This window comes from Prosthecobacter sp. (genome assembly GCF_049294395.1).
Classification (GTDB): Bacteria; Verrucomicrobiota; Verrucomicrobiia; order Verrucomicrobiales; family Verrucomicrobiaceae; genus Prosthecobacter.
The window spans coordinates 1-26,176 of sequence record NZ_JBAQCR010000335.1 but is presented as its reverse complement, the minus strand read 5'-3'; the positions used below and the strand labels follow the sequence as shown (position 1 = coordinate 26,176).

The following is a 26,176-nucleotide window of genomic DNA, read 5'->3' as shown; positions in this document are numbered from 1 at the left end:
GCTGTGACCACACCGGCAGCCAGGCCAACCGCATCAGCGGCTGGCCCAAAATCGTTCCCAAAGATGCGGAGGGCAAGCCAAACGCCGCCGCGCTGCAGGCGTCGCGCTACTTTGACAATGTCAACTTTGCCATCCGTGCGAAGTGCAAGGGCGCGGCGGTGACTGTGGGCTTTATCGACACGACCTGCCCACCGACCAGCGTGTATGCGGCCTACAACGCCCTCACGGTTCCCAAGGAAATTCACAATGACATTCTCGCAGGGCATACCAACACACCTGCAGCCAGCAAGTTCATGCAGGCGGCTGCCCTGAAGCATGTTCGCGAGAATAGGCTTAGGTGATTATGTGGTGTTAACCGCCACGTATTTGCTAAATGGGCGTTTCTAAGCACGGGATTCTTTCAAAAAACGCAAAAAACGGTATTATAAAGACTTGGCTAGCATAGTGTTAAGCCTCTGCCTATGACATCCCGACTCCCATTGTTTAAATCCATCGCGTTCATCGCCAGTCTCAGCCTTCTGGGCGTTTCTGGTCTGCCACTTCAGGGCCAGGAGGCAAAAGCCAAGGGTAAGCCTGCCCAGAACAAGAAAGGTGCCCCGCCCACGGCCACCTCTCTGGTGAAAGACATGAAGGCTTCCGTCGCCTTCATCGCCAAGAATTCCAAGGACATCAATCCGAAGTCCAAGCAGGCGGTGCCGTTTTACGCCGCCCTGAAGTCCACCGCGAAGGGGCTCGATCAGCTTGAAAAAGGCATTGCAGACAAGAGCCCTGAGATGCTCAAAGGCCTGGACACCACCGGTGAAGGCGTGACACAGCTTTCCACCACCTGGGCCATCATCCGCGGTGCACATCCGAAGTCCCAGGTGGGCCGCGGTGTGAAATCCCTCGATGCCGCTTATGAAATGTACCTCAGCCATTTCGGCCCTTCCGTTGCCATCCTGAAAAAAGGCGGCAAAAAGGGCAAGCTCACGGATGCTGAACTCGCTGAAATTCAGGCTGCAGGCCCGAAGATGGAAGAGCTGATCGGCAACCTGAAGCAGGCTGCCGCATCTGCGAAACCCAAGTCCTATCAGTCCCGCATGATCGCGGACTTGATCAACCTTGCCACGAAGATCCTGGGCATTCAGGGTACTGATCGCGGCACCTACGCGAAGTATCAGTACCAGACCGCCCGCCTGAGAAACTCGATGGGCGCTTATGGCAACATCTCCCGGTCCTACTACCCGGACTACTACCAGTCCTCATGGGGCAAGCTCACTCCTTTCGTCAATGTGCTGACTTCCATCTTTGGTGGATCGGCTTGGACCTACTATGACGGCTGGAACTACTATGACTCGAGCATCTCCAACTACGGCAGCTACTACGAAAGCACCTCCATCAGCACCTCCATCAGCGTGACTGAAGTCTCCTCCTATGAGGAGTCTGTGGAAAGCTACGAGGAAGAAATCGCGACGGAAGAAGATGCCGAAGACGAAGAGGAGATCGATGAAGAGCAGGAGGAGGAAGAGGATGATGAAGAAGAAGAAGACCAGTCCCTCGCCGACGAAGCGGCTGACTGCGAAAACGACGACGACGGCGACGGCATCTCCGACGAAGAAGATGAAGATGACGACAACGACGGCGTCAGCGACGAAGAAGACACCGACGACGACGGCGACGGCGAGTCCGACGAGGAAGACGCTGACGAGGATGAAGAAGAGGAAGAAGAAGAAGACGGCGACGACGACGATTGCGACGGCGCTGCCGATTGCGACGACGGCGGCTGCTGCGAGGAGTAATCCTTCGTAGTGAGAGTTTCTTCCTGAAACAATTCCAAGCGCATGGTCTCCGGACCATGCGCTTTTTTATGGGTGCTGCATGCTGGAGCCATGAGCCGAACAGTCGAACTCAATCAGCGCTGTCTCGGAGCGTTTTTAATAATGAGGCATGCGACAAATCCAGAGCGGCGAAAGCGGTTCTCACTCTCCCCGCCCCTGACACACGAAATCAAAAAGTATTTTTTCTTCGGGGGAGAGGGCTGGGGTGAGGGGCGACAGGCATCCTTCGCCAACTTGGGCTACCCCTCACCCGACCTCTCCCCAAAGGATGTCCTGGGCCTTTGTTCTGTCTTCGGTGGGGAGAGGGGATTCGCTTGATTTTCGCGCGAGGTTATGAGCGAGAAAAGCCACGCCATTATTAAAAATGGTAGAGCATTGGTCCTGAACTGCCACCAACGCGCAGCTCCTGATGTGGCGTTCCTTGCCGGATCATTGCCAGTCCGATGGTCTGGCCTGTGGTGGGATGCTTTGTCACGCTGGTGACTTTGCCGAGGGCCTTTTCAATCCAGAGTTCGTCTCCTTCATTCACTGCCACGTCGGATTCGAAGGCGATCATCTCGCGTGGCATTTTGCCGGTGGTTTTGATGCGTGAGAGCACTTCCTGGCCGATGTAGCAGCCTTTGGTGAAGTTCATGGCCCTGGCTTCGAGGTCGGCTTCCGGCGGAAACGTTTCGGTGTTCAGTTCGTGCGGCCAGCGGGGGATTTTTTGCAGGATGCGCCAGGTTTCGAGGTCGGCCTCACTCAAGATGAGGAGTGATTCGAATGTGGGAGCGTCTGCCGATGCGGGAAGCCAGATGTCGAGGCCTTCTGCGCCGTAGCGTGACGAGTGCAGGATGTGGTGCGGGCAATCCTGCGCACAATGAACGTTGTCCATGCGGGCAGGGGCGTCTGCACCACCCCGGACATGCCAGAGCTGCCACTCCTCGGTGACGTCGGTGAGTTCCACGTCATCGGCCACGATGTAGCGCTCAAGACGCATGCCCAGCGTTTCGCGAAGATCGGGTTCGGCGTCCAGCAGCAGAGAGTCGCCCTCGGCATGCACAAACACATCTGCAGCGATGCGGCCCTTCACATCCGTCACGCAGGCATAGAGAGATTCATCGGATTTGACCTGGCGCATGTCGTTGGTGACCTGGCCGTTCAGATAGCGAGTACGGTCGGCGCCGGTGAGCCTGAATTTGGCGCGGGAGGAAAGATTCACGGCGGCTCCGTGGGTGGTGATCTGCTGGAAGAAACTGGCGGTCATGCCTTATGAATGAGCAGACTGTGCGGCCTCGCAAGCTGGCAAAGTCGAGGGATTGTATTGACTCAACTCGGTGGTGAGGCAGTGTCATCGTTCCTCTCATGCGTACACTTTTACTGCTCCTTTCTACTGTTTCCATTTTCAGTCTTGTCCCGGAGGCCGCTGCACAGGCTCCGGCTGCTGCACCAACGGAAGGAAAGATCCGCGTTGTCACCCGCAATCTGGAGCCATTTTCCTTCGACAAGGACGGCCGCCGTCTGGGCTATGCAGCGGAGTTGTGGGACCAGCTGGCACGTGAGACGAAGCTGGACTACGAAGTCAAGGTGGTGAACACCGCAGCTGAAATCATCGAGGAGCTGAAGAACAAAACGGCGGATGTGGGCGTGGGTGCGATCAGCGTCACGGCCAAGCGCGAAGAAGTCATCGACTTCACGCAGCCCTTCTATGAGTCAGGTCTGCAGGTGCTGGTCAATGGCGGCAGCGGCAGCTTTGCTGACAGCATCTTCTCCCTCATCGGCAATCTCTTTAACGTCGAGCTCATCGGTGCTTTCGCCCTGCTCATGGTGACGATGCTCATCATCTCCCACCTTGTCTGGCGCTTTGAGCATCCGTTGAACGGCGACCAATGGCCGGAAGATTACAAGAAGGGCATGTTGGAGTCCTTCTGGTGGACGATCAGCACGCTGCTCGTGGGTGGCGCAGACAACAAGGGCCCCGTTGGCCTTGGTGGTCGTATCGTGGCCATCGTTTGGATGCTGCTGAGCATCGTGCTGGTCTCCTTGCTCACCGCTTCCTTCACCACCACCCTGACCGTCAACACCCTCAAGGGCGACATCAATGGCCCTGGTGATCTGCCCGGCCGCAAAGTGGCCACCGTCAAGGGCAGCACCGCCGAAACCTGGCTCTCCACCAAGGGGGCCAAAGTGGTGCCCTATGCCACGGTCACCGAATGCGTGGCCGCATTGAAGGGTAAAGATGTGGATGCTGTCGTGTACGATGCACCCGTGCTGCAATACGAAGCCGGCAAACTGAATGACGAAAATCTGCAGATGGTCGGCCCCATGTTTGAGAAACAGAACTACTCCTTCGCCCTGCAGCAGGACAGCACACTGCGTGAGAAGCTGAACCAAGGCCTCCTGAAACTCACCGAACAGGGCGTGGGCAACGAACTGCGGAAGAAGTACTTCGGCGAGGACAAGTAAGGTCTGCCCCTTTTGAATCCACAAAAGAGCGACGGCGTGATGCTGTCGCTCTTTTGCTGGGCGCTGATCAGGCTGTGTGATCAAGCTGCTTGCCATTTTGGCCTTCCGCAGACATGAAGGATTGAGCGTCGTATGCCTGCCTCTCCCACATCCACACCTGGAATATTTGCCACCATCGTGGCGGTGTTTCGGCAGAACCGCGTGCCATGCCTGGTGCTTAACGTGTTCGCCGTGGCCCTGGTGGTCAGCTACTATCAGGTGCCGGCGCTGGCGGGCTTTTGGGAGTCGCTGGGGGCGTTCAAGACGCACTGGTCCTTCGCTTTTTCCTGTGTCTCCACCATGTTTGCCGCAGCGCTCATGCCCACGGGCATTCAGCGGATCATGGGCACGCTGCCGAAGGAGGGGGGAGGAAAGCGTCTGCTGCTGCTCATGCTGTTCTGGGGGTATCGCGGCATGGAGATCGATCTGTTTTATCACTTCCAGACCTGGATGTTTGGGGACGCGCATGATGGTGCCACGCTGGTGAAGAAGGTGCTGGTGGATCAGTTCATCATGAGCCCGATCTGGTTTGTGCCCACGTATGTGATCGCCCTGCGCTGGGTGGAACTGGGCGGCTCCTGGGCACGCACGCGGCCGACCTTGAACCGTGAGTTCTGGACGCGCACCTGCCCGACGGTGCTCATCACGAACTGGCTGGTGTGGATCCCTGCGCTGGCCCTTGTTTACAGCCTTCCTGCGGCGCTGCAGTTTCCGCTCTTCTCGGTGGTGATGTGCTTCTTCATTCTGGTGGTGACGATGATGACGCAGAGGCGAGAAGTGCCTGAAATTTGACCACGGAATACACTGAATACACGGAAGCCGGAGTTTGATGGGTGATGCCGCGTCTTCAGTGTTTTGAATGGGATTTCAGCAGTTCGAGCAGCCGGAGGAGATCGTCTTCGCTGATGTCCACGAAGGAATCGAGGGAGCGGATGGCGGCGATGATTGCCTCGTGAGTGGGAAGTGATTCATCTGTTGGGGAGCTGGGCTTCTGTGCGGGGTGATGGAAGGCGTTGGGGTAGCGGCGCCAGTGGAAGGCGTAGTTGATGATCACGGCGAGCAGCACCATGATGAGGGCATTGGTGAGGACGGGAAAGAGCACGAAGCTGAAGCCGAGCTGGTGGATGGCGCTGCCACCCATGACAGCGGTGAAGGCGGTGGCGCCGCCGGGCGGGTGGATGCATTTGAGCTGCTGCATGGCCCCGATGGCGAGGCCGACGGCGCAGGCTGCGGCGACGGCGGGGTGAGGGATGAACTGCGCACAAGCGACGCCAATGAGTGCGGAGATGCCATGCCCTGCGATGACCGGCCATGGCTGGGAAAGCTGGCCGTGAGGCACGCCAAAGAGCAGCACGGCGCTGGCACCCATGGAGGTGATGAGAGCGGCTGCTCCGCCTCCTGGGATGGCGTATGTGGAAAAGGCGATCAGCGCCAGAATGGCGAGTCCGCCGCCGAGGACGGAGACGGCTTTTTCAGTGATGCTGACTTCGATGAGCTCGATGCCGAGCCATTGGCGCAGAGTGGGGATGGGCACGTGCCTGAGCGGTTTTATTTTGCGGGGTGATCAGCCAGGCCCGCATCAGAAAACTCGGCGAGATAACAGGGCGGGCTGGCATAGCTCGCTGGCTCGTCTTCGAGCTCTTGCTCCTTGGCAAGATGGGCTAGCTGGGCAAGCAAGGCATCTGCGCCTGGGCCCTCTGGCGCACGCTTTGGAGGCGTCACATGGCTGGGCGGATGGGGCTTCATCGGGAAGGAGTGAGCGGGAAGCCAAGGCCCGTGCGGGGGGCTGCGAGCCAGCGGTGACGGTTCCACCACAAGCCGGCGATGATGGCTCCGAGGGCGTATGCGGACACATCGGCGGGATCTCCTGATGCGTGCGTGAGTCTGGGGATGATCCACTCGAAAAGCAGGGACCAGAACACGAGATGTCCTGCGATCTCGCCTGGCTGCGGCGGTCCATCCTGCGCACGCAGCCCCAGACGGTGATGCAGCCAGACCACGGGCGGCAGCGCGCAGGGGATGAGCCAGAGGTCGTTGAAGTGAAACATCATGAAGCCCGGCAGAGCATGGGGCTTGATGAAGCATCGGTTGATGCCGTAGGCCATGCAGGCGGTCAGGAACAAGGCATCACGGAAGTAATGGAATCGTGGCATGTCAGCAGAGGGCGTAAATAACACCGCCGGCACTCGCGGCGATGAGGAGCTTGATCAGCAGTGCTTTGGTGATGAGCAGCATGGTGGGGAAGGGGGCGGCTGCGATTCAGCTCTGATTGGCTGAGAGCCATCGAATGTTGAAGCCGCAGGCAGAAGCGGTGAGAAAATGATCCGCAACGACGTTGTGGTCCGGGCATGGAGGCACAATGCGACTGTCAGGCTTGGGTGGACTGGCATTTTGCAAATAAGTATCGTATTGCGATATATGTCAAACAAGGATGGCCCTGAAAATGCTCCACAAGACGGCATGCCCAGACGCAAACCGTTCTCCAAAGCTCAGTATGAAAACCTCGCGGCGTTTCGCTTCGCGTTGAGGAAATTCCTTCGCTTCAGTGAAGATGCCGCAGGAGGGGCAGGGCTGACGCCGCAGCAGCATCAGGCGCTGCTGGCGATCAAAGGGTATCCTGGCCGTGACCGTGTGACAGTGGGGGAACTGGCGGAACGTCTGCAGATCAAACACCACAGCGCTGTCGGTTTGATCGACCGGCTGGTGCTGGAGAATCTGGTGGAGCGGGACACCTCGGCGGAGGACCGGCGTCAGGTGCACATTCACCTCACCCCGCGTGGGGAGGGCATGCTGGAGGAACTGGCGACCATGCACCGGGAACAGCTGCGGCTGATTGGGCCGGAATTGAGCAATCTGCTGCAGAGACTGGGGCAGGGAGATGCGGGGGCTTGAGGATGGAGACCGCTTGAGCTGTATGGAAGAATGCTGCTGACAATGCAGCGAAATTGTAGCCATGCACTTTCAGAGGCAGGCTGCGATGCTGACTTTTAAAAACGGCATTCGGCCCTACTTCCAAAACTTCTCCACGGCTGCGACGAGGCCGGGGATGCTGTTTTCTTTGGCTTCGACATCGAGCTTGAGAGTTCAATGACGGAGAATTCATCTAGACTAAAGCAGTGGAACGGCTTCTCGTCCGACCAGTTCCACCGCATGAATGATCACAGGCCAGCAAATGGTATTCCTCTACGCTTGTTCGATCCGCGACAGGGCGGCGCGGCGTTCAAGCTGGAGGCGATCCCCGCTGGGTCGGAGTTTTTGCAGCCTCAGCGCTGCAATTATTTCACGGTTCTATGGATTCGGAATGGCAGGGGGCGATTCCACGCGGACCTCGCCAGCCACGATTTTCGTGGCCCGGCACTGCTGTTCTTCAATCCCTATCAAACGTTCTTTTTAGAGCCGTCGTCGGCGCTTGATGGCGTGAGCCTGCAGTTCCATGCCAATTTTTTCTGCATCGAGACTTATCATGAAGCGGTCGGCTGCAATGGGGTTTTGTTCAATGACATTCATGGCCGGCCCCTCGTCAGCCTGGACGCGGGCCTCGTGCCGGAAGTAGAGCATCTCCTGTCTCAGATGACGCTGGAACTCCGCACCACCGGCCTGGCTCACGCGGAGATTCTGGTTTCCTATTTGAAAGTCTTCTTGATCAAAGCGACGCGGCTCAAGCTGGAGCAGCAGCAGCTTGAATCCAGCGGAGCATCCCAGAGCAGTCCGCCTGTACTGGTGCGCCTCACGCAGCTTATTGAAGAGCATTATCAAACGAAGCGGAGTCCCCACGAATATGCAGCGCTCCTGCACATCAGTGTGAAGGCACTTGGAAGGCAGGTTAAAACGCAGTGGGGCAGGACGCTTACGGAACTCATTCGCGAGCGGTTGCTGAAGCATGCCAAGTGGCAGTTGCTGCACACGCTGCGTCCGGTCAAGGAGGTCGCGTGGGAGGCGGGCTTTGCCGATGAGTTCTATTTCAGCCGGCTGTTCAAAAAAGCCACTGGCATGTCTCCCACAGCCTTCCGGGAGTTTGAGACGACCATTCGAGGCGGGCGCAATCTGTCCATGAAGTGACGCCTTCCGTCCATTGTGCCGGCCCTGGGGTGGCCTTAAATCTCAGGCATGAATACCATTGGCAAACTTCTTCAACTTGCAGCACGGGCCGAACATCTGGGTGTGATCGTTACACGGATCGGATTGATGGTTGTGCTGCTTTGGATCGGGGGGCTGAAGGCATTTAAGTATGAGGCGGATGGAATCGTGCCCTTCGTCTCCAACAGCCCGCTGATGGGCTTCTTTTACAAATATCCGGCGCCGGAGTACAAAGGGCACATGAACGCCGAAGGTCAGCTGGTCCCGGCCAATCGGGAGTGGCATCGCGAGAACCGCACCTACCTCTTCGCTTATGGTCTCGGTGCGGTCATCGTTCTCTATGGATTGATGCTCGGCCTTCATCCGTGGCGGCCGGAGATCGCCGCGCTGGGCGGCTTTCTGGTGGTGATCATGTCTCTCACAACGCTCAGCTTTCTCATCACGACGCCCGAGAACTGGGTGCCTGCTTTAGGAGACACCGAGCATGGTTTTCCCTATCTCAGCGGGCGCGGGCGTCTGGTCATCAAGGACATGATCATGCTGGGGGCCGGAATGGTGGTGATGGCGGATTCCGCACGGGCCTATCTGCGAAAAAAGGGACTCGCATATGGGCAATAAACCACGCGGCCAGCATGATGTCATCGTCATCGGCGGCGGCAAGTGCGGGAAGACGCTGGCAGCCTAACCCGGGCCCAAAGGCATCAAGACTGCCCTGATTGAAGGCAGCGTGGAGACGATGGGCGGCAGTTGAATCAATGTCGCGTGGCCGGCTCGCAACTCCTCATGGCCGTCGGTCGGCCCGAATACCGAAGAGCTGGATTTCGCCGCTGCGGGCGTCGAGACGAATGGTCAGGGATTCATCACGTGAACGCACACTTGGAGACTTCGCCAGGGGCGCGGCTTTGATCAGGGCTCTCCGCTCTACTTCCAAAACTTCTCAATCGCAGCGACGAGGCCGGGAATGCTGTTTTCCTTGGCTTCGACATCGACCTTGAGGCCACGGGCTTTGATGGCGGCGCTGGTGACGGGGCCGATGCTGGCGATCTTGATGCCTTCGGGCAGGGCGACCTTGAGATTGAGGAAGTGCTCGACGGTGGAGGCGCTGGTGAAGGTGATCATGTCGGCACCTTCTTCTTTGAGGCGGGCCAGGGCTTCGAGGTTGTCCTCGGTCTCGGCGACGGTGCGGTAGGCTTCGCATTCATCGACGATGGCGCCCATGCCGCTGAGTTCGTTGGCGATGACTTCGCGCGCTTCCTGGGCGCGGACCCAGAGCACCTTCACGTTGTCCATGTCCTGGTGGTCTTTGAAGGCTTTGACGAGGCCTTCGGCGACGTAGTTCTTTTTGTCGGGCATGAGGTCCACGGCGAGGTGGCGGGCCTTCACCTTTTCGGCGGTGCCGGGTCCGATGCAGGCAATGCGCACGCCGCCGATGCAGCGGGCATCGTTGTAGAGCTTGTCGAACATGGTGAAGAAGGCGTCCACGCCGTTCGGGCTGGTGAAGATGATCCAGTCGTAGGTGTGGCAGTCCTGCACGAGCTCGCCGAAGGAAAGCTGATCTTCCACGGGAGCGATGCGGATGGTGGGGATTTCGATGACATTGGCACCGAGCACGGAGAGCTGCTTGGTCAGCACGCTGGCCTGAGCGCGGGTGCGGGTGACGACGATCCTCTTGCCGAAGAGCGGGCGGTCTTCAAACCAGTTCAACTGCGGGCGCTCTGTGACGACGTCGCCGATGACGGCCACGGCGGGCGCTTTGAAGCCTGCGGCTTTCACCTTGGCGGCGATGTCGCTCAGGGTGCCGACGAGGGTCTGCTGGTGGCTGTGAGTGGCCCAGCGCACGAGGGCGACGGGGGTTTCCGGATTGGCGCCGTGCTTGAGGAATTCGCGGGTGATTTCTTCGATGCGCTCCACGCCCATAAGGAAGACCTTGGTGCCGTCTGCCTGCGCGAGCTTGGCGTAGTTGAGCGAGGTGTCGGGCTTCGTCGGGTCTTCGTGGCCGGTGAAGATGGTGAGCTGAGAGGCGTGGGAGCGATGCGTGACCGGAATGCCGGCGTAGGCAGGGCCTGCGATGGCGGAGGTGATGCCGGGGACGATTTCAAACTTCACGCCGGCTTCATGGAGCTCGGCGGCTTCTTCAGCCCCACGGCCAAAGAGCACGGGATCGCCGCCCTTCAGACGCGTGACGGTCTTGCCTTCGGTGGTGAGCTTGACGATGAGCTTGTTGATTTCTTCCTGCGAGAGCGTGTGGTCGCCGGCCTTCTTGCCGACGTAGATGCTGGCCGCGCCGTCCTTGGCGTAGCGCAGGTGCTCGGGGTTGCAGAGGTAGTCGTACACGAGCACGTCAGCGGCCTCGATGCATTCCTTTCCCTTGAGCGTGAGAAGTCCGGGATCGCCGGGACCGGCGCCGACGAGGTAACAGATGCCAGGGGTGATTTTCTTGGTGGCCATGGTGGGAAAGGGGCATGCAAGGTGTCGAAACCACGGCTTACTGCAAGGATGGATGACGGATTCCCATTTACTGAATGGTGGATGAGGTTAAATCGTTAAGGATGCCAACCGTGCCTGCCATCCTCTTAAATCTGCCTGCGGCCTGTGATCCGTCTGAACCGGTGCTGCTGGCAATCTCAGGGGGGCGGGACTCGGTGGCGCTGCTGCACCTGCTGCGGGAGGCGGGGTTCACCCAGCTGATTCTCTGCCACTTGAACCATGGTCTGCGCGGCAAGGAATCGATCGACGATGCGGCCTTTGTGCGGCGCATGGCGAAGAAGCTGGGGCTGAAGTGCGAGATCGAGACGGAGGATGTGGCGGCGCTGGCGGAGAAGCGCCGTGTTTCGACCGAGACGGCGGCACGTGAGGCACGGCATGCTTTTCTGCTGCGCATGGCGGAGAAATACGACGTGTGGGTGGTGCTGCTGGCTCACCATGCGGAAGATCAGGTGGAGACGATTTTGGCGAATCTTTGCCGTGGCACGGGGCTGGCGGGGCTGGCGGGCATTCATGCGGTGCAGCGGCTGGACTCGGGCCTGCATCTGGTGCGCCCGCTGCTGCAAGCACGGCGCAGCGAGATCGATGCTTATCTGAAATCCAAGCGCTTCAAGTATCGGGAAGATTCGAGCAACACCTCGCCGAAGCATCGCCGGAACAGATTGAGGCATGAGGCGCTGCCGCTGCTGAACGATATTTTTGACCGTGACGTGGTGCCGCAGGTGCTGCGACTGGGCTCGCTGGCAGAGCAGGATGATGACGCGCTGCAGCGTCAGGCCCTGGCATTTCTGATGGCAGAGGGGCGGGTGAAGGAAGATCGCTCGCTGGTGATCACGCCGGAGCTGCTGGCGCTGCATCCGGCGGTGTCGTCACGGGTGTTTGCGCTGTGGCTGCGGGAGGCGTGGGAGCTGCCGGGCATCGAGCATGATGTCATTGATGCGGCGATGGGCATGCTGGCACCGGATGGAGGGGCGAAGATCAATCTGCCGGGGGACAGGCACCTGCGGCGGAAGGCGAAGCGGATGTGGGTGGAGTAGAGGCGTGAGGTTTGGCTCGTTCGAAGCGGGGTCTCCCGTCACGATGGATGACAGAGCCATCCCAATGTGAGATTGAGCCAGTGCTGTCCAATCCGCGATGGTTTCAGGACACGGAGTGTGGTCATGGCATCGCATGAACAGAGTGGAAACACGCGGATGAGACGCACGTGCTGACATCGCTACGCGATGCTTAGAGGTTGAGGAAACTTATCCCGATGAACGAGGGGTATCGCTTCGCTCAACCCCTCGCTACAGGCTTTGATGGCTCCGCCATCAATCTCAACTGTAGGCGCATGCCACCAGCGTTGAAGGATGTTTTGAAACTCCTCCCAAGCCTGCCCGCGCCTTGTTGATGAGCCTTACCCTTCCAGCGTATGCACAAACAGGCCGCTGCGGAGCTTGGGCTCAAACCAGGTGCTCTTGGGGGGCATGATCTGGCCGACGTCGGAGATGGCCATGAGCTGATCGACGGTGGTGGGGAACATGGAGAAGGCGACGGTGTGCTCCTTGCCATTCACGAGTTTTTCCAGTTCTGCGGTGCCACGGATGCCGCCGATGAAGTCGATGCGCTTGCTGGTGCGAGGGTCGTCGATGCCGAGGATCGGCTTGAGGAGGCGGTCCTGCAGGATGCTGACGTCGAGCTGGTCGATGGGGCTGGCGTCTTTGGCGGCCTCCCAGGTGAGCTCATACCACTGGTCCTTGAGGTACATGCAGCACTGGCCGCCCTTGGTGGGGGACTTGAGCGTGGTGGGCTTGATCGTGAAGACTTCGCCGACCTTCTTGAGGAACTCCTCGCGGTCGTTGCAGTTGAGGTCTTTGACGGCGCGGTTGTAGGGCAGGATTTTGAGCTCGTTGCCGGGGAAGAGCACGCTGAGGAACCAGTTGTAGTTTTCCTCGCCGGTGTGGTTCGGATTGGCCTCGCGGCGGAGCTTGCTGACGCGGAAGGCGCTGGCGGCGCGGTGGTGGCCGTCTGCCACGTAGGCGCAGGGGACCTGGCTTTCAAACAGGCCGGTCAGGGATACGCAGAGGCCCAGGGAGAGGCGCCAGAGCTGATGACGCACGCCATCGGGGGCGGTGAAGTCATTGATGGGCTTCTCGTCCTTCATGAAGCTTTCAATCAGGGCGCTGATGCCGGGACGCTGGCGGTAGGTGAGGAAGATGGGGCCGGTGTTGGCGTTGAGCGCATCGACGAGGTTGGTGCGGTCGTCCTCCTTGTCCTGACGGGTCTTTTCGTGCTTCTTGATGATGTCCTTCTCGTAGTCCTCGGTGTGGCAGACGGTGACGAGGCCGGTCTGGCTGTGGCCGGCGATGACCTGACGGTAGAGGTACATGCAGGGCTTGGCCTCGCGCACCAAGATGCCGTCCTTTTGCAGACGGTCGAAGTTCTCGCGGGCCTTGGCGTAAACGGGGGCGGAATAGGGGTCGATTTCGGGATCGAGATCGATTTCGGCGCGGTCCACATGCAGGAGGCTGAAGGGCTTGCCCTTGGCCAGGGCGGCGGCTTCCTCACGGTTCACCACGTCGTAAGGAACGGCGGCGACTTCGGGGGCGTTTTTCTGGGTGGGGACGAGACCTTTGAATGAGCGGATGCGCATGGGGCGGGATAGAGCGAGGGGGGGCGGTTGTCAATCGCGGAGCAAGGCCGGAAGGCTGTCCTGAATGGAAGTTCATCAAAGCTGGGCAAGTGCAGACCGGCAGGAGATTGTAAACTGAGAACTGAAAACTGAGAATTGTAAATTGGCCGGAGAGAAAGCGTGAGCCTTTGTGCGGCGCAACTGGACAACTTTCACTCCGCACTCTTCGCAGCATTCGCCTCATGATTCTCCCGCGCTACTTTGCGCGCTGCTGACACCACATGGGTGCAGGCTTCGATGCAGAGCAGGGGCATGGCGTTGGGGGCGTGATTGGGCTGGGTTTTGGCTGCGGCGGCTCCGGCCATGGGCTGGGTGGCGGTGAGGGGCCAGAGGATGCGGCGGAGGCACTTGGTATTCGCGCAGGTCTTGCCGATGAGCGCGTGGGCCTGGTCATCGGTGATGGTGTTGACGAAGCGGTACATGCCGGTCTGGCGGCCGAGGAGATCGCGCAGGGGGACGGCGGTGAGCTTTTCCTGCTCAAGCGCACGCGCCATGCCGATGGCAGCGGGGTAGAAGAAATCGAGCGCGAGGCGCAGTTCGTCGAGGTCGGTGAGATCGAGACGCCAGCCGCGATTTAAAGTGGGGGCGGAATGCAGCGGACGGAAGGTGCCGCCGGCATCGTTCCGGGCGATGAAGAGGGCATCGTGCGCTTCGTGGTGGACTTGCAGATCGTCTTTGCCGCGATCGGCGATGTGGCTGAGCGAGTAGGTGCCGTCGGGGTTGGTGGTGATGAGGATCTCGCCGATTTCATCGATGCCGGAGTTTAACCAGTAGGCGAGGGAGGATTTCACCTCGTCATTCGGCATGCCTTTTTTGTGAGCCACCTGGTGCTTGGCATCGAAGTCATGGACCTGATCGAGGATGACGTCTGCCATGAGGGGCTCGGTGCCGATGGCGCCGCTGTAATAGATCTGGCGGCCCTGGAGGTGGTGCGGGTTTTGATGGAAGACGCCGCTCTCGCTGAGTGCCTCGCCCACTTCCTCGCGCATGCCGAGGAGGACGGGGATGTCTTGAAAGCTGTGCAGGCCGTCGGCGATGAAGAAGGGGACAACGACGACATTCGGCGCGGCGGTGAGCGTGGCCCAGTCCTTCACAAAGGGTGCCTCTTCCATGTAGGCGTCGATGACTTCGGCGAAGCCGTAGTGCCCGCCGCGAATGAGGGCGACCTGATCCTGAATGGCCTTGGTGGAGTTTTCGTTCAGGCTGGTGCCGTGGCCGACGATGACGAGGCTGGTCTGATCGCGCGGCACATGGGGGGCGACTTCATCGGCGCGCTGAATGAGGAGGCGCGTCATGTTGGGGTGAATGCCCACGGGATCGCAGTAGTGGATGGTTTTGCCATCGCGCTGCGTGGTGGGGCCGTCGAGGCGCAGCTCACGCGGGAGCACCTGCTGGCAGAAGTAGCCTTCGCTGATGAAATTAGGGACGATGTAGATGACCTCGCTGTCCACCATCTCGTACACCTCGCGCATGTTCGGCTCCTCTTTCCAGAAGCAGCAGGCGACTTCACGGAAGAGACCGCGACGGCGGATGGAGTCGGCGTGCAGGTGCGTCGGGGAACTGGAGTCCGGATTCGTGGTGGAACCGTGACCGACGATGATGAGGGCGGCTTGTTGGTGGGCGTTCAAAGGGGAAGGCGTAGGAGATGGAAGGTCGAATGGCCCGTGATTACGTCACGGGAGGCGCGGTTGGAAACAATTCCTCATTCGGGATTCCTCATTTCTCATTCACCCATGGCGGAAGCGCAGGTCTTTGATCTTGGCATCGGGCAGCTTTTCCTGGAGGCGTTTGAGAATTTTCACTTTCTCCTGCATCAGCGCGTGGTGGGCCGTGGGCTGAATGAGGCGGACGCTGAGGATGCCGCGCTCGAAGGTGTCCGGGCGGGTCAGTTTGAACAGGAACGTGCCGACGATCTCCTGCCAGGCGGCGAGGATGTCCTCCAGCTTCACGCGGTTGGACATGCCGGCCTTGGCCATGATCTGCGTGGCGAGGTCTCCCACCCTGAGCGTGGGCAGGTCCATCAGCGGCCCGTCCTCCACGCCACGCCACGCCGAGATGAGGTTGTGGCGCCTGCGCATGGCGGCGGTGGGCTTGCGTTTATCCATGGGCGCACCCTAGACGGCAATTGGCGGGTGCTAAATCGCAAATTTCAAATCTCGCATTTCCGGCGGGCCGCCGCTAAAGATGCCCTCCCCCCGACCAACCGCCATGTCCGCCGACACTCTCCCCACCGACCATACCGACCCGATCAACGCGCAGATTCTCGCCGTGAGCGAGGACCGCATCAAGGGCTTCACCCCCACGCCGTTTCAGGACATTGCACAGCTGAGCGGCCTGCCGCTGGAGACGGTGGTGGAGCGCATCCAGGCGATGCTGAAGGCCGGGGTGATCCGCCGCGTGCGGCAGACCCTGCTGGCGAACAAGCTGGCTGAAGGCGCGCTGGTGGCCTGGAAGGTGCCGACGGAAAAGCTGGACGCCGCCTTTGAATTCCTCTTCAAGCAGGACCCCTTCAGCGGGCATGTGGTGCTGCGCTCCACGGACCGCGAGGTGAGCGGCAGTGACTACCGCCTGTGGACCACGCTGAAAGTGCCGCAGGGCTATGACATCAACCAGCATTGCGATGTGCTGGCGAAGCTGATCGGTGCAGAAAGCTACTACACCATGGAAGCGCACGGCATCTTCGCCCTGGGCGTGGGCCATGTGCGCCGCAAGACGCTGGAGCCCGGCGAGCGCGCCGAAGTGCCTGCCGTGATGATGACCACCAACATCGCCGAACTGAATGAGGAAGAGTGGAATGTGCTGCTGCACCTCAAGGGAGATCTGAGCGTGGACGAAGTGGGCCCTAATCCCTGGGAAGGCCGCGCCAAGGCTGCGGGGGTCTCGTTTGAGAAATTCTGTGAAGTCGCCAAACAGCTCGATAAAAAAGGCGTCATCGGCCGCTTCTCCACCTTCCTGGAGCACGTGAAGCCCAGCTCCACCGGCGTGCGCGTCACGCGCTTCAATGCGCTCTTCCACTGGAAGGTGCCGAAGGGCATGGAAGAACGTGCAGGCGGCGAAGTGGGCCGCCACACCATCATGACCCACGCCTACTGGCGTGAAGGAGGTGAACGCTTTGCCAACGTGAACATCATGGGCGTCATCCACGGCACGGACAAGGAGATGGTGCTCGCTCACAAGGCCGCCATCGACAAGCATCTGGCTGAAGAAGGCATCCCGCTGGAATACACGAATGTGTTTTGGGGCGGCCGCAGCGAAATCAAGCCCAGCGAGATCTCACCGATCGTGTTCAAGGAATGGCACGCGAAGTGGAAGGATGTGGCGGGACCGGTGGTGTGAGGGCGGGGGCTGCGGCAGCCTGTAATGGATGCGGCTACAAGCGTATGGCTGTAGCCGGGTGAAATTCCACCCACGCCTGGTCATCGATGGTGAAGGGGACTGAATTTGAGAGGCACCATGCTTCAGCTCCATCTCTAGCTCGCTGCCACATGCCTTCAGCCCAAGTGGCGGCAGAACGATTCCATGTGCTTTCGGTGGGGAAATAGACGTGCTCATGGCCCATCGTCATCTCAACGGTAAAGCGGTTGTTCCCGACGAACCCGTCGAACATTTCCTTCCATCGGGGCTGATAGGTGATGGTCATGGCAGTTGCGTTGGTCAGACGTTTTCCGAAGAGGACTGACAACCGGTCAGCCTCATGAATGGGGCAACAGGATCGGCTTGCTGCACGAAGAGATTTCCGACATAGCCGCGCTCCAAGCAGTGAACCTGACGCCCATAGACTTCGATGGTCAGAACGCGCAACCGCGTTTCTTCATTTCCTTCGATGGTGAATTCGTCGCCGACCCAGATCGGATCTTCGCTGCACCGACCGGCCAGCTCCAGGCGACCATTGCCATGATCCTTCGCAAAATGGATTAACAATGACTTCATAAAGTGTGTGATGTGGGCCGACCCGTGGCAGAGTCACTGCTTCTTCGGAATCGCAATGGTTACGGAGTAAGCTGCGGCGCCATTCGGGGCGTCGTCAAAGTAGAGCACGAAGCCGTCTGGGGTGGGTTCCAGAGCCACGAGGTCGCGGCCTTGGCGCTTGATGATGCGGGCGTGGGGGAGGTCCAGGCTGGCAAACTCGGCCCACTGGGCCGGTGTCTTGCGCGGGTTGTTCCAGGGCTTGCCCTTGAACGTCATGTCATCGGGCTCGGACCAGTGGAGGTGCGTCCATTTCACACCGTCTTGGGTGAAGGTGAACTTTTCGCTGCCGTCGATCTGTCCGGAGATCGTCAGGTATTCATAGGGATCCACCGGGGGCGTGGGGGCGGAGGAGCAACTACTGAGGATGACGAGAAGGAACAGGGTAGAAGCAACAGCGGGCAGGGACTTCATGGGATGGGCGGAATCGTGCAGGGAGTGCTCCCCGAAGCTATCTTAAACAAGGTTGGGGTGTCCAACCTTTTTGGAACGCGATGGAAAATCGCGAAAACAGGAGCGGGAAGCCGGCCCCCCACGTGGAGAAAATGCAACAAACTCCACTAAAACAACGCCTGGGTATACGCGCGCGGTGGGAGGCGGTGGTCTGGGCGGGCTGGCCAGCCTCAGGAGATATTGAATGGCTCTGGACGCTGTGCGCGCATCATGGTTCCAGACTCACTCATTGGAAAGAGGTGCTGTGGCGCTTTTTGTTTCATCAACAGCAGGCTGGGCTGGCAAATTCTTTTTCGTGAGAACGTTCATGAACTGTTCGCCGCCTTCATCGGTGAGGTTGAGTTCCGATGTGAGCTTGCGCATCACTTCAACGGCTTCCTCAGGCAACCCCAAGTCCACGTATCCCTCCATCGCGTCACACTTCCTTTGGAATTCTCCGAGAGTTATTGGGGGGGAGAGACTGTTGCTTGGCTGGTTGGGGCTTATCATGAATAAGCCTTCGGATTACGCCCAAAGAACGGTCGTATCATTTAGCTTAAGTGCGGGCTAAATTTCTGTTAAGTCCACATAAAGATCTGCACTTCGCTGCTGGAGAGCCTTCACGAGCCAGCGTGTCAGCACCGCATGGTTGATTATGCAGCGAGAAGAGCGGCGGCGGGGCTGGGAGCCGATGCTCCGACGCCGCTTTCGCAGGCCGGAGGGCAGGGTAAGGCCGGAGAATACTCTACAGCCCGCGAAAGCGGTAGCTCCGATGCAGGCTGGCGCCGTGCATCTGCGCGACCGCATTGATTGATTCGCTGCGCTCACCCTTCGGGCAGCCTGCGGCTGTCTGCCTCCGCTGCGCTTCGGTTCCAAAACGCTGCCGCGCGGCACAAGAGGCCGACCGTCCAAACCCGCGAAACTCCGCCTTCCCCTTCATGCCCTGCCTTGTTGATCCTATCGCAAATTCATGAAGGCCCCGTCCACCCCCAGCTCCTGCACGCTTCGCCTGGAGCGCAGCTCCCACACACAGCTTGCGAAGACTTCATAGCCTCGCTGCTGCAAGGCTTTCACGAGCCAGCGTGTCAGCACCACTTGGTTGATCATGCAGCAGTCCCAAGGCTGCTGCTTCCACAAAGCCCCAAGGGCCGGGAGCAGCCCAAAGCGAGCGAGGCGCACGTCCGGCATCAACTGCCGCATCCTTCGCAAAACGCCGCTCCGGTGCGAAGCAAAGACCACCTTCTCCCAAGGGAGATGAGGTGCCAGATACTCGGCCACGCAGATGAGATCTGCCTCGGTATCATTGCCCTTGAGGTGGGCGATGAGGCGCATGTGGGGTCCGAGTTCCGCCAAGCACTCGCGCAGCTTCGACTTTGTATCCCATCCAAAATGCGCGCAGTGGAATTCGCCATCCGCAGCACGCACCACGTCGAGTTCCACAAAGTCCGCCTGATGCTGTGCGGCGAGGCGCACCCCGGCAGGGGTGTTTTGCATTCCCTTTCCCATGCCTCCTCGGTGCGCGATGGTTTTCATGGGTCAGTGTGAATGGTGGTGTGTCTCATCGGTCTCGCCTTGAGAGCACCCCCCAAAGAAAGGCAATGCTTAGATTCAAACGATGGACTGCTTTTGTAGCGCTAGTACCACATTCTCATGTTTGCAAAAATCAGATGGTAAGCCACCGTCAAAGCCAGCGGAATCGCAATCCCGCCAGCAATCAAGACATTGTACGACCTCCAGCCACGAAGTGTTCCGAGACTGACAAGAGCCATGGCGACAGCCACCAGTTGAACAGGAATCAACTGCTCCGTGGAATGCCGCGGGGAGCAATGGAAAATGCCTAGTGACACTATTGGAATGGCAAGCGACACCGACGATAGAACATGGACGCCAAGGGATGAGTGATGCGGAGGTGTCATCACCTGCCTGCACAACCACCAGCGAAGCATCCCCACCATGACTGCACTCGCGGGTATGATCAGCCACCATCTCTGCACAGCCCATGAAATCCAGATTCTGAAAGCAAAACCGATCAACGAACTTACGAGCCACACAGCAGCGGACTTGCGACTAAGGGGGAGGCTTGGTGCTGAATCGCTCATTGGTGCTGTTGGTTGGGCAAACAGGCGATTTATAGGCAGAAGAGTTTTGATGTCAGCACCTTTGTCTCTGACCGGAATGTTGCTTTAAGGCTGGTGCCTGCAGCCCCTGGCATCTTTTACTCTGCTTTCCTCATGATGGTGGTCAGGGATTTGCCTTTTGCCAGTTCATCGATCAACTTGTCCAGATAGCGGATCTCGCGCATTGTCGGATCTTCGATGTCCTCCACTCGGATTCCGCATATGCTTCCCTTGATCAATGATCTGGCGGGATTGAGCCGGGGGGCTTCCGTGAAGAAGGTCTCGTAATCAGTTCCCTTCGTCACGAGGCCCTGCAACGATTTGGGATCGTAGCCGGTCAGCCAGTGGATGATCGAATCAACTTCCACCTGGGTTCTTCCCTTCCTCTCTGCTTTGGCAACGAGGCAGGCATAGACCTTTGCGAAGCTCATGGTGAAGACTTTGGGTTTCTGGGTCATGGGGCTGGAGGGAAATGAGCCGAGGAAAGGAGGGCGGATTTGTTGCTCATGGTTATGATTTAGATCGAAAGGTCCCATGGCTTGTCAAAATGACCGGAACTTTTTCTGACTGGCGAGACAGCCGGTGGCATTAATGACTGAGCACTTTTTTGACTAGCGCAGTAGTTCAAGACGTTTCCTCGCCTCGGGATCAAGCGGAGGCGGTGAGAGCCGAATTTTAGGTGGATCCTCGTGAAGCGGTTCAGGCTTGGCTGCTGTCCACTGTGAAGGATTGATGAAGCCCTCAAACTCGTTGGAATAAGTCACGTCTGACTGTTTGCTGACTAATTTATAACGCATTTTGGTCTTGAGGGATCCTGCAAAGGCAGGAGCTGCAAATGTCCAACAGTGTTTGTCCGGCAAGAAGACCTGGTGGTAACTGTTGCCACAGTCGCTGTGAGACAGGCGCTCAATTGGTTTCCAAACACGTTCGGGTGTTTGCGCTTCGCAGATGATGTTAACTCGGGAATCCTGAGCCCTGAATGACATTTCTTTGCCAGTACGATTGACGAGCACAAGCTGGAACCCGCGAAACATAGGCCCCGCTTGGTACTGCCGATATGGAACCTGCTGATTAGGTAGGACGACGAGAGACAGAGCGTTGGGAGCGCCCAAGTTTTCTTTCTCAATGCCTTTAGGCATGTTGTCAGACTTATAAAAGCCCCCCAAGTCTGACGGATCTGTTCTGCTTCCTGCCAAATATACGCTTTCGCCAATCCAGAAAACCGACAGCGGTTTCAGGTCCTCCGCGTGGCAGCCAACTGAAATAAACAGGAAGGCAAATGCAACGCACTTGAGTTTGAAGGAAGTTTGGCTCATCGCTGGATTGCTTTATGCACAAGTAGTTTAGCAAATCTGGCCATCGACGTGCAAGAGCATAACCATGCACAATGAAAAACGCCTTCCCCCTTTCAGGAGAAGGCGTCGAGTGAATCGAAAGATTCGTGCGGCCTAGCTTACGCCACGATCGGCTGCAGATTGGCTTTGCACCATTCGCCGTTCTGCTTGGTCACGCCATCGGGGTCATCGACGGCGACGTGGGCTTCGTCTTCGCAGATGATCCAGCCGGAGTAATTGCGGGAGACGAGCCATTCGGTGATTTTGTGGAAGTCGAGCTTGCCGGTGCCCATCTGGGCCCAAGGCTCAGCGCCGTTGCCGGAGAAGTCCTTGTAGTGGATGTGGTTCACGAGGTGCTGCCACTTGTTGAGGGTGGCAATGACGTCCATGCCGCCGCGGATGATGTGGCCCACGTCCGGGGTCCAGCCGGTGACTTTGGGGTCGAGGCTGCTGAGGACGACGTCGTAGTCTTCCTGGGTGCGGACGAGGGAGGCGGGCGGGGAGTTCGGGTGGTAGGAGGCCTTGATGCCGAGATCAGCGGCGCGCTGGGAGACGCGGTTGACGTTCTTGGCGATGTTGAGGCGGCGGTTTTGGAGGTTGTCCTTGCGACCGCTTGGCAGCGTCACCGTGCCGAGCATGGAGCCGGGGAAGTGCTTGAGGAAATTGAGGGTGAAGTCAGCGGCTTCCTTTTCGTTCGGCGCTTCGGTTTCACCATCCCAGGCGCAGACGAGGGCGAGGCCGGCGAGCTGGACGTTGTACTTCTGCAGCACGTCCTTGAGCTTGATGGGGTCGATGAAGTCGCCTAGCCAGTACTTGGAGCAGCCGAGGGCGCTCTGGGAGATTTCGAGAACCATCGGCTCGATGCCGGTGAAGCCTGCTTCTGAGGCGACCTTGATCATGTGGTCGAGCTTGTTGTCGTAGCCTTTGCCGGTGCCCTGCATGAACCAGGTGTAGACTTCGGAACCGAATTGGATTTTGCCCATGGTGTGAGTGTGGTTGTGGGTTTGCTGTGGAGAAATCACGACGGTCAGTGCGACCGGTGGAGCGGCATTGGAGCGAACGAGCGTGAACTGTAAAGCGGCAAAATGCTGTGGGAGTCTACAGATCAGATCAACACCGCAGAGATGGGAACGCCGCAGAGTTCTTCTGAAACAACCTCTGCGGCGTTCCAGTCTCTGCGGTGTAAATCTCAAAGTTTTCCAGGGAGTTACGGCTTCTCCGGTGGCGGGGGCTGGCCGGCGGGAATGGTGGGCTTGTCGCGGTCGCGGATGTCGTTGGAGATCTCGGCGATGACGTTGGTACTTTCGCGGCGTTTGGTTTTGGTGAGCGAGAGCGGGATGCGCAGGCTGCTGCGTGTGAGGCCGCTGCGGCGGCTGACGACGACTTCGGCGTCCAGGACGATGTCGTGCTGCTTTTGGGCATCGAGGCTGACGTAGGGGCCCAGGAGAAGGCTGGCGCGGGTGGAGCCGGGGGTTTGGGTTGGCTGAAATTCGGCCCGGCCGGTAAAGCCGCGAGGCTCCATGGGGGCCGTGAAGCCGTCCGCAGCGCTGAGGCGCAGGCTTTTTATTTCAAACCACTGCTGATCCCCGGGCTGGCCAAAGGCGTGCAGTCGCATCTGGTAGGGGCCGACTTCGGCGACCATGGCCCCGCCGACGACCATGGCGCTGAGGGCCACGCCGGATTCCGTGGCCTTGGGGATGAACTCCACCCTGAAGGCGCTGCCGCCTGCCGTGGGTGCCGGGGCGCTGGACTGGTAGTCGTAATGCGTGGTGAAGACGTGGACGCAGGAGGGCAGCCAGAGAAGGGCCAGCAAGGAGAGCAGGGGGCGCATGCGGAGCAAAATGCAGGGGCGGGGAGTGGGAAGCGAGCCTGAAATGGGAGGGCGGAAACTTCACTTTAGGAAAACAATCACTAGAATTGACAATATTAACAATGTTTAATATAATTACAATAACATGCTGGTTTCTCGCCTTCTCGCCCTCCTTGCTGCTCTCGCCTTGCCTCTCGGCTCGGTGCAGGCGCTGACTTGGGACGAGACGATCGATGGGGAGCTTTCTGGCGACGGCAATGCGCCGACGCTCATTGGCACCCTGGACTCGGGGGTCAATTTGTTTTCCGGCACCATGGGTTCGCTGGGGGGCACCGGGCCGCTGGATGCGGACGTCTGGAATTTCACCATCGCCGCAGGCTACTACCTGACGGGGATCAATCTGGTGGATTATTCGGCCCAGAGCGGCAGCCCAAGCAACGCATCCTTCATGGCGATCGCCAATGGCGGATCGATCAACATGAGCGATCCATCGAACCACCTGAGCAATGCCCTGTGGGGCTACGGGCAGGATGGCTTTGGGAACACCTACGTCGATCTGCTGGCATTGCTGGATGCGGGTCCGGACTTCGGCGGCATCGGCTTTGACGGGCCGCTGCCTTCGGGCAACTACACGTTCTGGATCCAGGAGGGGTCTGACCAGATCAACTACGGCATTGAATTTGTGACCTCACCCGTACCGGTGCCGGAGCCGGGCAGTCTGCTCCTGTTGGGGGTGGCTGGGTTGTGGTCGCTGCGTCGCCGTCGGCTGCGGTGAATGGTTTGCAAAGAGGCGTGGCCGCAGCTAAGGCGGGCGGCACATGATTCGGAATCTCTTGTTCGACTGGTCCGGGACGCTGGTGGATGACCTGCCCGGCGTGGTGGGTGCTGTGAATGGCATGCTGCGTGCCGCTGGTGCTGTGGAAATGACGCGGGAGGAGTTCAAGGGGCGCTTTCGCCTGCCGTACACCGAGTTTTTCGCGGAGGTGCTGCCCGGTCTGGATGTGGAGCGCCTGCAGGAGCTCTACCTGGAGCATTTCACCCATGCGCATGCGGATATCGAAATCCTGCCCCATGCGCGGGAGTTCATCCAGTTCGCCGCTGCCACGGGCCGGCGCCTGGTGGTGCTGAGCAGTGCGCCGCTGCCGCATGTGATGGCCCAGGCGGAGGCGCTGGGCGTGCGGGATGCCTTTGAAGTCATGCGTTGTGGCGTCATCGACAAGCGCACGGAAATCCACACGCTGCTGGCGGAGCTGGACATGGCGGCCGCAGAGACCGCCTTCATCGGCGACATGCGGCATGACATTGATGCCGGCCACGCCGCCGGGGTGGTGACCATCGCCACATGCACGGGGTATGAGAGCGCCGAGACGCTCATGACCTCCGCACCGGACATGCTGGTGCCAGACCTCTCACGCCTGCCTGCGCTGCTGGGGCCGCTGACAGGGGGAGATGGTGCCTATCCGGTGTCCACGGTGGGCGCGCTCATTTTGAACTCGAAAGAGGAGATGCTGCTCATCCGCACGCACAAGTGGAGTCACCGCTGGGGCATCCCCGGGGGGAAGATCAAACGCGGTGAGTCCTGCGAAGAGGCGCTGGTGCGCGAGATCCAGGAGGAAACGGCGCTCACGTTAAAAGACATCGAATTCGTCATGGTGCAGGACTGCATCGAGCCCGTGGAGTTTCAGCGTTCTGCGCACTTTCTGCTGCTGAACTACATCGCCCGCTGTGCGGAGGCGGAGCCGCAGGTGGTGCTGAACGAGGAGGCGCAGGCCTTTCAGTGGCTGCCGCTGGCCGAGGCCCTGCAGATGGACCTGAACATTCCCACCCGCATCCTGCTGGATGAATGCCTGCGCAAGGGGCTGCTGGGTGGAGCGACGAAGGAAGCGCCCAAGACTCCCACACCTGCGGGGACTTCCGCATTGTCAGATCCCAAGCCCCGGCTAAAAACTCCCCACCTCATGCTTCCCCCTGACGAAATCCGAATTGCCGCCCTGCGACTGACCACGCACATCGGTGTTCCCGAAGCTGAGCGGGCTGAGGCCCAGGTGCTGGTGGCGGACGTGACTCTGCGCATCCGCAGGCGGTTCGAGGCGATGAATGATGACATCACTTCCACGATCGACTACGCCGCCGTCGCCGCACGGCTGCAGGCCCTGGCGGCGGAGCGGCCCCGCAGGCTGATCGAAACCCTCGCTGCGGAGATGGCGGCCTGCGTGCTGGAGGAGTTTCAGGCCATCGGGGTGACTCTGGAATTGCGCAAACGCATCCTGCCTGACACCGATCATGTGGCCGTGCGCCTGGTGCGTGGCGAGTGAACGAAATGGCGGGGGCGGCGTCCAAGACTCCCGATCTCGCCGGTCAGGGCCAGCCTGTCCGGTGTATGTGCTGTGAAGCATTCCATCCTGCCAACCCATGAAATATCTGCGCCTCCTTGTTGCCGCTTTGCTTGCCACCACGCTGCTCAGCTCCTGTAGTTTTGAGCATGCAGATTCACGTCTGCCCACGGTTTCCCAGCAGGATGCCTATGATGTGAGCTGGGGCCTGACACCACGCAAAGCACGGGGGAACCCGAAGATGCGCTACCAATACAATGCCCGTGCCGAGCAGTCCGCCGCGACCCTGAGCGTGGATCCGGCGGCAGCTGCGACCGACAGGGGCTAGTCGCGGAGAACATGGAAATCATTGCGGCCTCGACGGCTGCGAGCGAACTGCGCCAACACGTCTTGCATGGCACCGGTCCGTGGGGGAGGGCGGTATGCGCCTGGAGACTGAACGAAATGCAGGGTGTCAGCGTCGAAGACTTCGATCTTGCCAGCTAGAGACAGCCCGCCTAGTATCGGATCCCGTTAAGAATTCAATTTCGCCAAACAATGACATCTCTGCGCTACCTCTTTGCCGCTCTGCTTGCCTCAACCCTTCTCGTCTCCTGCGGTTCCTTTGAGCATGTTGACTCCCGTCATCCCACGGTGGCGCAGCAGGATGCC

The 26,176-nt window shown here is 59.4% G+C and carries 28 protein-coding genes; 12 read left to right on the top strand and 16 right to left on the bottom strand.

The features are described 5' to 3' along the window. Positions 1-341, top strand: a 341-nt coding sequence (locus WAW39_RS22160) for an acetylxylan esterase (RefSeq protein ID WP_422321341.1), incomplete at its 5' end; no start/stop codon positions are given. Positions 342-461: 120 nt separating this feature from the next. Then, positions 462-1,778, top strand: a complete 1,317-nt coding sequence (locus WAW39_RS22155) for a hypothetical protein (RefSeq protein ID WP_422321340.1) — start codon at positions 462-464, stop codon at positions 1,776-1,778. A gap of 397 nt (positions 1,779-2,175) precedes the next feature. On the opposite strand, the gene WAW39_RS22150 is transcribed toward WAW39_RS22155, so the two are convergent. Further along, positions 2,176-3,063 (bottom strand): YgfZ/GcvT domain-containing protein, encoded by an 888-nt coding sequence (locus WAW39_RS22150; protein WP_422321339.1) that lies wholly within the window; start codon positions 3,061-3,063, stop codon positions 2,176-2,178. 98 nt (positions 3,064-3,161) lie between these two features. Between WAW39_RS22150 and WAW39_RS22145 the strand changes: the two genes are divergently transcribed. Together WAW39_RS22145 and WAW39_RS22140 are read left to right on the top strand one after the other, a co-directional pair. Further along, entirely contained in the window at positions 3,162-4,262 is a 1,101-nt protein-coding gene (locus WAW39_RS22145; RefSeq protein ID WP_422321338.1) for a transporter substrate-binding domain-containing protein, read from the top strand. A gap of 132 nt (positions 4,263-4,394) precedes the next feature. Continuing rightward, the gene (locus tag WAW39_RS22140; RefSeq protein ID WP_422321337.1) at positions 4,395-5,093 is read left to right on the top strand and encodes a hypothetical protein; all 699 of its coding nucleotides are present in this window, start codon (positions 4,395-4,397) and stop codon (positions 5,091-5,093) included. A 55-nt stretch (positions 5,094-5,148) separates the two neighbouring features. Here the strand turns inward: WAW39_RS22140 and WAW39_RS22135 are convergent, their stop codons facing one another. Next, positions 5,149-5,835 carry an HPP family protein gene (locus tag WAW39_RS22135; RefSeq protein WP_422321336.1) on the bottom strand — a complete coding sequence of 229 codons (687 nt, stop codon included), beginning with the start codon at positions 5,833-5,835 and terminating at the stop codon, positions 5,149-5,151. A 208-nt stretch (positions 5,836-6,043) separates the two neighbouring features. Beyond that, positions 6,044-6,454, bottom strand: coding sequence for a hypothetical protein (locus WAW39_RS22130; protein WP_422321335.1), 411 nt, complete (start codon positions 6,452-6,454; stop codon positions 6,044-6,046). 307 nt (positions 6,455-6,761) lie between these two features. Here WAW39_RS22130 and WAW39_RS22125 point away from each other — a divergent pair, with 307 nt between their 5' ends. The 3 genes from WAW39_RS22125 to WAW39_RS22115 all read left to right on the top strand — a co-directional run bounded on the left by WAW39_RS22125 (position 6,762) and on the right by WAW39_RS22115 (position 8,996). Then, positions 6,762-7,193: a MarR family winged helix-turn-helix transcriptional regulator gene (locus WAW39_RS22125; protein ID WP_422321334.1), complete on the top strand. Its 432-nt coding sequence runs from the start codon at positions 6,762-6,764 to the stop codon at positions 7,191-7,193. Positions 7,194-7,388: 195 nt separating this feature from the next. After that, entirely contained in the window at positions 7,389-8,360 is a 972-nt protein-coding gene (locus WAW39_RS22120; RefSeq protein ID WP_422321333.1) for a helix-turn-helix domain-containing protein, read from the top strand. A 48-nt stretch (positions 8,361-8,408) separates the two neighbouring features. Continuing rightward, the gene (locus WAW39_RS22115) at positions 8,409-8,996 is read left to right on the top strand and encodes a DUF417 family protein (protein WP_422321332.1); all 588 of its coding nucleotides are present in this window, start codon (positions 8,409-8,411) and stop codon (positions 8,994-8,996) included. Between the two features lie 303 nt (positions 8,997-9,299). Here WAW39_RS22115 and cobA read toward each other — a convergent pair whose 3' ends face one another. After that, a complete protein-coding gene (gene cobA, locus WAW39_RS22110) occupies positions 9,300-10,826 on the bottom strand; it encodes a uroporphyrinogen-III C-methyltransferase (RefSeq protein ID WP_422321331.1) in 1,527 nt (508 codons plus the stop codon). Between the two features lie 110 nt (positions 10,827-10,936). Here cobA and tilS point away from each other — a divergent pair, with 110 nt between their 5' ends. Then, the gene (tilS, locus tag WAW39_RS22105; RefSeq protein ID WP_422321330.1) at positions 10,937-11,899 is read left to right on the top strand and encodes a tRNA lysidine(34) synthetase TilS; all 963 of its coding nucleotides are present in this window, start codon (positions 10,937-10,939) and stop codon (positions 11,897-11,899) included. A 359-nt stretch (positions 11,900-12,258) separates the two neighbouring features. On the opposite strand, the gene WAW39_RS22100 is transcribed toward tilS, so the two are convergent. The 3 genes from WAW39_RS22100 to WAW39_RS22090 form a co-directional block, all read right to left on the bottom strand. Then, the gene (locus tag WAW39_RS22100; RefSeq protein ID WP_422321329.1) at positions 12,259-13,494 is read right to left on the bottom strand and encodes a DUF1015 domain-containing protein; all 1,236 of its coding nucleotides are present in this window, start codon (positions 13,492-13,494) and stop codon (positions 12,259-12,261) included. Positions 13,495-13,685: 191 nt separating this feature from the next. Then, entirely contained in the window at positions 13,686-15,161 is a 1,476-nt protein-coding gene (locus tag WAW39_RS22095) for a CbiX/SirB N-terminal domain-containing protein (RefSeq protein ID WP_422321328.1), read from the bottom strand. 99 nt (positions 15,162-15,260) lie between these two features. After that, complete coding sequence (locus WAW39_RS22090; RefSeq protein ID WP_422321327.1) at positions 15,261-15,638, bottom strand: DUF721 domain-containing protein; 378 nt, start codon at positions 15,636-15,638, stop codon at positions 15,261-15,263. 103 nt (positions 15,639-15,741) lie between these two features. Between WAW39_RS22090 and WAW39_RS22085 the strand changes: the two genes are divergently transcribed. After that, the gene (locus WAW39_RS22085; RefSeq protein ID WP_422321326.1) at positions 15,742-16,869 is read left to right on the top strand and encodes an Lrp/AsnC family transcriptional regulator; all 1,128 of its coding nucleotides are present in this window, start codon (positions 15,742-15,744) and stop codon (positions 16,867-16,869) included. A 34-nt stretch (positions 16,870-16,903) separates the two neighbouring features. Here the strand turns inward: WAW39_RS22085 and WAW39_RS22080 are convergent, their stop codons facing one another. The 9 genes from WAW39_RS22080 to WAW39_RS22040 all read right to left on the bottom strand — a co-directional run bounded on the left by WAW39_RS22080 (position 16,904) and on the right by WAW39_RS22040 (position 23,213). Beyond that, positions 16,904-17,173 carry a hypothetical protein gene (locus tag WAW39_RS22080; protein ID WP_422321325.1) on the bottom strand — a complete coding sequence of 90 codons (270 nt, stop codon included), beginning with the start codon at positions 17,171-17,173 and terminating at the stop codon, positions 16,904-16,906. Positions 17,174-17,187: 14 nt separating this feature from the next. Then, positions 17,188-17,463 (bottom strand): hypothetical protein, encoded by a 276-nt coding sequence (locus WAW39_RS22075; RefSeq protein WP_422321324.1) that lies wholly within the window; start codon positions 17,461-17,463, stop codon positions 17,188-17,190. A gap of 33 nt (positions 17,464-17,496) precedes the next feature. Next, positions 17,497-17,913: a hypothetical protein gene (locus tag WAW39_RS22070; protein WP_422321323.1), complete on the bottom strand. Its 417-nt coding sequence runs from the start codon at positions 17,911-17,913 to the stop codon at positions 17,497-17,499. 261 nt (positions 17,914-18,174) lie between these two features. Beyond that, the gene (locus tag WAW39_RS22065) at positions 18,175-18,441 is read right to left on the bottom strand and encodes a hypothetical protein (RefSeq protein ID WP_422321322.1); all 267 of its coding nucleotides are present in this window, start codon (positions 18,439-18,441) and stop codon (positions 18,175-18,177) included. 447 nt (positions 18,442-18,888) lie between these two features. Further along, the gene (locus tag WAW39_RS22060) at positions 18,889-19,464 is read right to left on the bottom strand and encodes a glycerophosphodiester phosphodiesterase (protein ID WP_422321321.1); all 576 of its coding nucleotides are present in this window, start codon (positions 19,462-19,464) and stop codon (positions 18,889-18,891) included. A gap of 682 nt (positions 19,465-20,146) precedes the next feature. Continuing rightward, entirely contained in the window at positions 20,147-20,506 is a 360-nt protein-coding gene (locus WAW39_RS22055) for a DUF2200 domain-containing protein (protein WP_422321320.1), read from the bottom strand. 153 nt (positions 20,507-20,659) lie between these two features. Continuing rightward, positions 20,660-21,364, bottom strand: a complete 705-nt coding sequence (locus WAW39_RS22050; RefSeq protein ID WP_422321319.1) for a hypothetical protein — start codon at positions 21,362-21,364, stop codon at positions 20,660-20,662. A 137-nt stretch (positions 21,365-21,501) separates the two neighbouring features. Further along, on the bottom strand, positions 21,502-22,365 hold the full coding sequence (locus WAW39_RS22045; protein WP_422321318.1) for a sugar phosphate isomerase/epimerase family protein: 864 nt from the start codon (positions 22,363-22,365) through the stop codon (positions 21,502-21,504). A gap of 224 nt (positions 22,366-22,589) precedes the next feature. Continuing rightward, positions 22,590-23,213: a hypothetical protein gene (locus WAW39_RS22040; protein ID WP_422321317.1), complete on the bottom strand. Its 624-nt coding sequence runs from the start codon at positions 23,211-23,213 to the stop codon at positions 22,590-22,592. Between the two features lie 124 nt (positions 23,214-23,337). Here WAW39_RS22040 and WAW39_RS22035 point away from each other — a divergent pair, with 124 nt between their 5' ends. The 3 genes from WAW39_RS22035 (at position 23,338) to WAW39_RS22025 (ending at position 25,853) form a co-directional block, all read left to right on the top strand. Further along, positions 23,338-23,967, top strand: a complete 630-nt coding sequence (locus WAW39_RS22035; protein ID WP_422321316.1) for a PEP-CTERM sorting domain-containing protein — start codon at positions 23,338-23,340, stop codon at positions 23,965-23,967. 43 nt (positions 23,968-24,010) lie between these two features. After that, on the top strand, positions 24,011-25,507 hold the full coding sequence (locus WAW39_RS22030; protein ID WP_422321315.1) for an NUDIX domain-containing protein: 1,497 nt from the start codon (positions 24,011-24,013) through the stop codon (positions 25,505-25,507). 97 nt (positions 25,508-25,604) lie between these two features. After that, positions 25,605-25,853, top strand: a complete 249-nt coding sequence (locus WAW39_RS22025) for a hypothetical protein (RefSeq protein WP_422321314.1) — start codon at positions 25,605-25,607, stop codon at positions 25,851-25,853. The last annotated feature ends 323 nt before the right edge of the window (positions 25,854-26,176 follow it).